This window comes from Streptomyces specialis, from assembly GCF_001493375.1.
Lineage (GTDB): Bacteria > Actinomycetota > Actinomycetes > Streptomycetales > Streptomycetaceae > Streptomyces > Streptomyces specialis.
Genome location: NZ_LN929785.1, coordinates 1 through 6,104 on the forward strand (window position 1 = coordinate 1; position 6,104 = coordinate 6,104).

Sequence of the window (6,104 nt, forward strand, 5' to 3'; positions counted from 1 at the left end):
GAAAAGTCAGAGGGGAAGAGAAAAAGAAAAAATAACGTAATTTTTTTTTCAAGACAAAAGAGGGAATACGTTTTTCCACCCTTCCCGGGGGCCTGGGTGTTTTGTATAGCCGGACGCCCCAGCACGCCGCGTCCGGGCCGGAACCCGTGGACGCACCCGGCCCTCTCAGGGTCTCCGGACAATCGCGGCGCCCGCCCCAACACCGTCGCTTCCGTCGGGCAACTCCCCGGCCGAGCAGGGCTTCGGCGACCATCTGTCCGCGATGCCGAAGAACATCGGGACCGCCGACGACCGCCCGCGTGGCCCCGCAGCGGTGAAGTGCCGCAAACCGTCGAGCATGTCCCGCGACACGCCGGCGCTCGCTGTCCCGGACGCGGCAACGGCACACCCCCGCACCGGAATCGGTCCAGCGGAACCGCCGGAAACCCGCAACGCCCCTCCTCGCACAACACGCGAAAGGCCCTGCTTTCCGCGAACCGGACGCCAGATCCCCGAACATCTCCGAATGCAACCCGCACCGCCGCCCCCGATACCGATAACACCGTCTGCCCGCTTGCCCAAACAGCCGGACCCGGGCCGGAGTTCTCGTACTCCGACTACTTAACAGCGAGGAAACGCCCGCCAGTGTTGCATTCCTTCCTGAGAGCCGGCACCGGGCCGGCTCGGGACCATCCCCATCAGGGAGAGGAATCCAGCATGAAGCAGCACAAGAAGCTGATCGTGGCAGGCGTGATCACCGCGGCGCTGGCTGTCGGCGGCGCCGGGGCGGCGATGGCCTCGGACGGCGAGCAGGACCACACGGGGGAGGAGCGGCAGACCGAGACCTACAGCGTCTCGCCCGAGCAGCGCAGCGAGTCGGACGAGAGCGGCTTCACCGACTCGACGGAGGACGACGGCCAGCCCGGCCTCAGCCAGGGCGGCACCGCGCCGAGCGGCGACGGTCAGCCGGACACCCACTCCTACCCGGCGCGCTGACGGGCCATCGTGAGCCCTCCGGGGTGAGACGTTGATCCGGCTCCCCGGCGCTTCGGCACCCGCTCGAAGCGCCGGGGAACCTCCGGGCCCCTTGTCAGGAAAGGGAGCGAGCCCACCCCGAAACAGCTCCTCCGGCACCGTCAATCAGCCCCACGGCCGGATGGTCACAGAAATCGCGGCAGCGCATCGCCGTCATGAGCACCGCTTCCGAGGCAAGCGGCACCGCGAGGAACCGTAAAGGACGCGAGAGGTATACGGGAGAAAGGTGTCAGCTCCCTGAATCCTCCGGGAGAGAACCCGCCCAGAAGAATGCCGCCCACCTTCCCGCGAACAGCCCGGCCGTCGGGATGGTGCCAGCCGGAATCATGTCGGCCGAAATGCGCCGGCTCGGTAGCGGCAGTGGACAGCTCTCCTCGCGTCGCGCCCCTTTCGGCCATTGTCCGCACGGCGGTACCACCCACGCCTCTGACCGCCCCCCTGCCCCCGGGTGCCGGGCGGACGCGAGAGGCACTCGGCCCTTCGTCGCTGTTCGGGGTGATGGTCAGGTGCTGGGAGTGGTGACGAGAGCCTCGAACGCGTTGTGGTGGTGGTAGAGGTTCCAGCAGGTCTCGGCGAGGTCGGCCGGGTCAAGGGGGTCGGGGAGGGTGGCGGGGTCCCAGCGCTCGGCGACGTAGGCGGCCGTGTCGCTTCCGCCGATCATTCCCCCGACTTGCAGCAGGCCGGCGTACACGCCGGTGCCGGCCAGGTCGGTGTGGAGGTTGTGGAGGTAGGCGCGGGCGGCGGATGCGGCGACGGCTGTGTTGCCGATCTGGGGGATGGGGCTGCCGGCGGCGGCCGTGAGGGCGAACAGGATTGCTCCACGGCCGCGTTCGATCATGCCTGGCAGGATGTGGCGGATCAGGGTGACCGGGGTGCGCAGCAGGAGGCCGAGGGGGAAGTCGAGAGCTTCGGTGTCCATGTCGCGGATCGGGATCTGCCGGGGGAGCCAGTCGGGTCCGGCGGGGGCGTAGTGCAGTACGTCGATGGGGCCGAACCGGGAGGTGATGGCCTTGATCGTGTCGGGCAGTGCGTCCAGGTCGGCGAGGTCGGCGCTGAACCCGGCCGCCTCGATGCCTTCCTGGGCGAGGTCCGCGGCCAGGGCGTTCAGCCGTGAGGAAGTGCGGGCCACCAGGGCGACGCGGAACCCTTCCTGGCCGAAGCGGCGCGCGACGGACCGGCCCAGCCCGGGCCCGGCTCCGAACACGGCGAGGGTTCTGGGCGTGGCGGTCATCTCCGCGAGTGAAGTTGACGGTGTCGTCATGTTGCTGGAGGCTAGCCATAACATGACGATGCCGTCAAGTTCGTAGGATGGGTGCATGGCCCCACCTACCGATCCGTCACGCCCGCTGCGCGGCGACGCACGCCGTAACCGCGAACGCCTGCTCGACGCGGCCCGCGCACTGTTCGCCGAGCGGGGCGTCGACGTGGCCATGGCCGAGATCGCACGACGCGCCGGGGTCAGCAACGGAACGCTGTACAACCACTTCCCGACCCGGCAGGACCTGATCGAGGCGGTATTCCTGGACCGCCTCGAGAAGAACGTCGAACTCGCCGAACAGGCACGAGCCGCCGACGACCCCTGGCAGGGGTTCGCCGACTACGTGACCGGTATCTGCGAACTACAGGCCGCCGACCGCGGCTACAACGAGGTGGTCACCCGCGGCATGACCTCCCCGGCCGCGCGGCGACTCCAGGCCACGGCCACGGCCGCGCTCGCAGACGTCTTCGCCCGCGCCCAGCGCGCCGGTACGCTGCGCGCGGACGCCGCCATCGAGGATCTCGCCTTCGTGGTCTGGGGCATCTCCCGCACCGTCGACCTGACCGGCGACCACGCCCCCGAGCTGTGGCGCCGCCACCTCGCGCTGCTCCTGGACGGCTTCCGCGCCGCGGGTGCACACCCGCTGCCGCGGCAGCCGCTCGCGGCCGGCCAAGCCCACCAGGCCATGACCCCCGACTGACCCGCGCCCGCACCGGCCACGCGGCCCGGACCACCGCCGAGGGCCGGACCCCCGGAATGACGCCCGAGGAGAAACCCACAGCCCCAGCGAGGCGCCTCGGCCACCGGATCCGGGGTTGCCGGGCTGGTCGCGCGGTAGATCATCGACCGTGCCGGAGGGATCGACGAGCAGTACGCCCGACCCCTCCACCCGGGCCCCGCGCGGTCCGGGGAAGCGGTCGGGCCGGCGTGTGTTCCTTCGCTGCCCACCCCTTACCCGTTACCCGCTAAGCGAGCGGTGTCCGTGTACGCGTCCTGCGGGCGGTCGCAAGGCGTGCAGGTGGTGCCCGTCACCTTTTCTTCGCCCACCGGGCGGCCCTCCCCGCCACCGGCCGCACCACGCAGGCGGTCGTCGACGGAATGAGCGGACCCGACCCGTCACGCCCCCAGGTACCCGATGTCACCGCCGCCGAGCTGCCCACCGGCCCGGCCTGCCACGTCCCGGTCTACGTGCCCTCCTGCCTCCTCCCCGAAGTCCGCCCCGGGAACACGCTCGGCCGCCACGCCGGCCCTGGCCCTCGCGCCGCATCCCTGGCCCTCCGCCGGCACCCGGACTGATCGGTCGCGGACGTGGCCCGGCGGCAAGTCCGCGGCTGGCTACGCCGAAGCGTCGCCACCGAGCCAGTACAGAGCCGTGTCCACGTCCCGGGCCGTCCAGTCCGGCCTGCCTGAACCACCGTGCTCGAGAAGGCGGTCGAGCAGATCCATGTAGCGGCCGTAAAGGCCACGCGGCGGGCCGAGAGAAACCCCCAGACGCTCGAGTCCCCGCCGTGCTCGCCGGTCATAGACAGCCATGCGCCCGGGCGCGGCCGCGGTGAGGAGAGCGGAGGCCAGGGCGGGGCCGTGCCCGAACCCGGGCAACCCCGACAGGGCCTCACGACCCTTCTGGCCCGCCTCCCCCCGGCTCAGCGAGGTGTCGCGAACTGCCCGCACCGCCTCCGAGGTCACGGCCCGTACCGTGGTTTCCGGCACCTCCATCAGCTCCGACACCCAGCGGGTGTTGGCCTGCAGGCGTTTCCAGACCACCAGGGCACCTATGTCCGCCTTTCCCAGGCTGCCGCGAGCCTCGGTGCGCTCCGCCACCTCGATGAGCACCTCGTCGTACGTCGCGGTCACCGCCGCCCTGTACTCGTCGCGTGCCGCAGCCAGCCGGGTCCAGACGCGCTCGAAAGGTGTGTGGGCTTCCATGCCGTCATCGTCGCGTACAGCGGAGCCCCTGTCGGTGAACTTCGGTGAACCGGCAGCCCGAAATCCCCTGCTTCACCGCCACCCGGGGTGCGGTGCGGTCCGGGTGGGCACGCCGTCCCGGCTGCCCCCGGCCGGGCGGGATTCCCCGGCCCGGTTCTCCCTACCCCCCGGCCGGCGCGCCGCGCGGCGACGGGCGCCACTCGGACGCGGGGGCCGGCCGCGACCGTGCCGGTGTCGAAGACGCGCGGCGTGGTCGCTCGTGACGCGGCGGAAGGCGGTCACCTCGCGGCGGAACCGCTTGCCGAACCCTGGCGGTGCTGGGTCCGCGCGGGATCGGGCCGGACCGGGCGCGGGCGGGCGGGACCGTCACTCCTCACCGGCGCCCTCAGACAGCAGTGCTTGGTGGGGTGGTGTTGTCCGGCGTGTGTGGTGTCTGTTTTTCCGGGTTGGCGGCATCGGTCAGGCAGTCAGGTGGAGTGTGGTCAGGCGGTCGGGGTCGGTGAGGATGTCGAGTCTGGTGATACGGCCGTTGTGGATGGTGAACGACATAACGGACGTGGGCTGGTTGTGGGTGAACGAGACCACGCCGGGTGTGCCGTTGACCAGTACCAGACGCGCGTCCGCCGCGAAACGGGCGAAGGTGATCGCTTGGGATGCCACGTCGGCCGCGCCCCGCCGTGTGATGCTCGGGACGAGCGTGCCGCCGTCGGAGCGCGCGATGACGTCGGGGTCCAGAATGGTCATGAGTGCTTGGAAGTCGCCGTTGCGGGACGCGGTCAGGAAGGCGCTGACGGCGTCGCGTTTGCGGGTGAGGTCTGTGTCGGCCGCGGGGACAGCGCTTTGGACCCGGCGGCGGGCGCGGCTGGCGAGCTGCCGGGTGGAGACCGTGGTCCGGCCGAGGACGGGGGCGATGTCGTCGTAGGGCACGTCGAACATGTCGTGCAGGACGAAAGCGAGCCGTTCGGCCGGGGAGAGGGTTTCCAGCACGATCATGAGGGCGATGCCGACCGAGTCCGTGATCATCATTTCCTGCTCGGGGCCGGGACGGGCGGTTCCGGTGACGACCGGGTCGGGGAGGCGTACCGGCCCGTCCTGTTCGGGCAGCGGATCCTCGCGTCGCGAGGCCCGCGAACGCAGCATGTCCAGGCATATCCGGCCGATGACCGTGGTGAGCCAGGCTTCCAGGTTCCGTACCTGGCTCACATCGGTACGGTCCAGCTTCAGCCACGTCTCCTGGACGGCGTCCTCGGCCTCGGCCAGCGACCCCAGCATCCGGTAGGCCACCGCGCGCAGCCCGGGCCGCTGTGCCTGGAAGCGCTCGGCCAGAAGATTTTCCTCGCTCACCTGTCACACCTCCGTGTCGGGATCCGTCGGTCCGGTGACAGACGCTAACGGCTCACGAGGAGAGCACCTGATGAACGCCGCGATCACCACCACCGCCCGGATGAAGAACCCCGCTGTGGTCCTGCCGGATGCCATGAAGGGCATCCAGAGCATCTACAAGGCCATGTACCGGGGTGGCGTCTCCCCGCGGGTCCTGGAGCTCGTCCACCTGCGCGCCAGCCAGATCAACGGGTGCAGCGCCTGCGTGTTCGCCGGCGTGGCGGGCGCGAGGAAGCATGGCGAGACCGACGAGCGGCTGCACGCGGTGGCCGCCTGGCGCGAGGCCCCCTTCTTCACCGGCCAGGAGCGCGCCGCCCTGGCCCTGACCGAGGCCGCCACCCGGATCGCCGACCGTTCCGGCAAGGCCGTCCCCGACGAGGTCTGGGACGAGGCCGCCGGCCACTTCGGCGCGGAACAGCTCTCCGCGGTCATCCTCATGATCGGCCTGACCAACCTTTTCAACCGCGTCAACACCACCATCGAGGAGCCCGCGGGCGCCACCTGGTGACCGGCGTCACCGGCC

The 6,104-nt window shown here is 70.6% G+C and carries 6 protein-coding genes; 3 read left to right on the forward strand and 3 right to left on the reverse strand.

Translation table 11 applies throughout. From position 1 onward, the window contains the following. The first annotated feature begins 696 nt into the window (after window positions 1-696). Entirely contained in the window at window positions 697-975 is a 279-nt protein-coding gene (locus BN2279_RS06990; protein ID WP_059007559.1) for a hypothetical protein, read from the forward strand. A 541-nt stretch (window positions 976-1,516) separates the two neighbouring features. On the opposite strand, the gene BN2279_RS06995 is transcribed toward BN2279_RS06990, so the two are convergent. Then, entirely contained in the window at window positions 1,517-2,245 is a 729-nt protein-coding gene (locus tag BN2279_RS06995; RefSeq protein WP_059007561.1) for an SDR family NAD(P)-dependent oxidoreductase, read from the reverse strand. Between the two features lie 85 nt (window positions 2,246-2,330). Here BN2279_RS06995 and BN2279_RS07000 point away from each other — a divergent pair, with 85 nt between their 5' ends. Then, window positions 2,331-2,972: a TetR/AcrR family transcriptional regulator gene (locus BN2279_RS07000; protein ID WP_079031938.1), complete on the forward strand. Its 642-nt coding sequence runs from the start codon at window positions 2,331-2,333 to the stop codon at window positions 2,970-2,972. 635 nt (window positions 2,973-3,607) lie between these two features. On the opposite strand, the gene BN2279_RS07005 is transcribed toward BN2279_RS07000, so the two are convergent. Together BN2279_RS07005 and BN2279_RS07010 are read right to left on the reverse strand one after the other, a co-directional pair. Next, window positions 3,608-4,198, reverse strand: coding sequence for a hypothetical protein (locus tag BN2279_RS07005; protein ID WP_234347531.1), 591 nt, complete (start codon window positions 4,196-4,198; stop codon window positions 3,608-3,610). 459 nt (window positions 4,199-4,657) lie between these two features. Further along, window positions 4,658-5,542 (reverse strand): sigma-70 family RNA polymerase sigma factor, encoded by an 885-nt coding sequence (locus tag BN2279_RS07010; protein ID WP_059007563.1) that lies wholly within the window; start codon window positions 5,540-5,542, stop codon window positions 4,658-4,660. 70 nt (window positions 5,543-5,612) lie between these two features. Here BN2279_RS07010 and BN2279_RS07015 point away from each other — a divergent pair, with 70 nt between their 5' ends. Next, window positions 5,613-6,089, forward strand: a complete 477-nt coding sequence (locus BN2279_RS07015; protein WP_079031939.1) for a carboxymuconolactone decarboxylase family protein — start codon at window positions 5,613-5,615, stop codon at window positions 6,087-6,089. The last annotated feature ends 15 nt before the right edge of the window (window positions 6,090-6,104 follow it).